General features: G+C 75.8%; 1 protein-coding gene. It reads left to right on the forward strand.

Going from position 1 to position 256, the window contains the following annotated elements; all coding sequences use genetic code 11:
- A partial coding sequence (locus ACZ3GY_RS24380; protein WP_465912362.1) for a hypothetical protein occupies positions 1 to 256 on the forward strand: 256 nt, incomplete at both ends.

Raw genomic sequence — 256 nt, forward strand, 5'->3', positions numbered from 1 at the left:
GCCGCGGCTCCTACGCTCTCCCTGCCCCGTTCCGCGCCGCTGCCGTCGGCGGCCTCCGCCGCGCCGAGCGCCACGTCCTGCGCCGCGCCCACACGGTCGTCACGCTGAGCGCGTTCGTCCGGTCGGAGGTCGCGACGCTCGACCGCCGCACCGGCGACCGCGTCGTGCAGATACCGGGCGGACTCGACACGAAGTGGTTCCGGCCCGACGGCGACGCCCCAGCTCACCGCCTCGACCGTCTCTCCCCCGTCCTGTT

This window comes from Pseudomonas sp. PME37.24/006, from assembly GCF_055556635.1.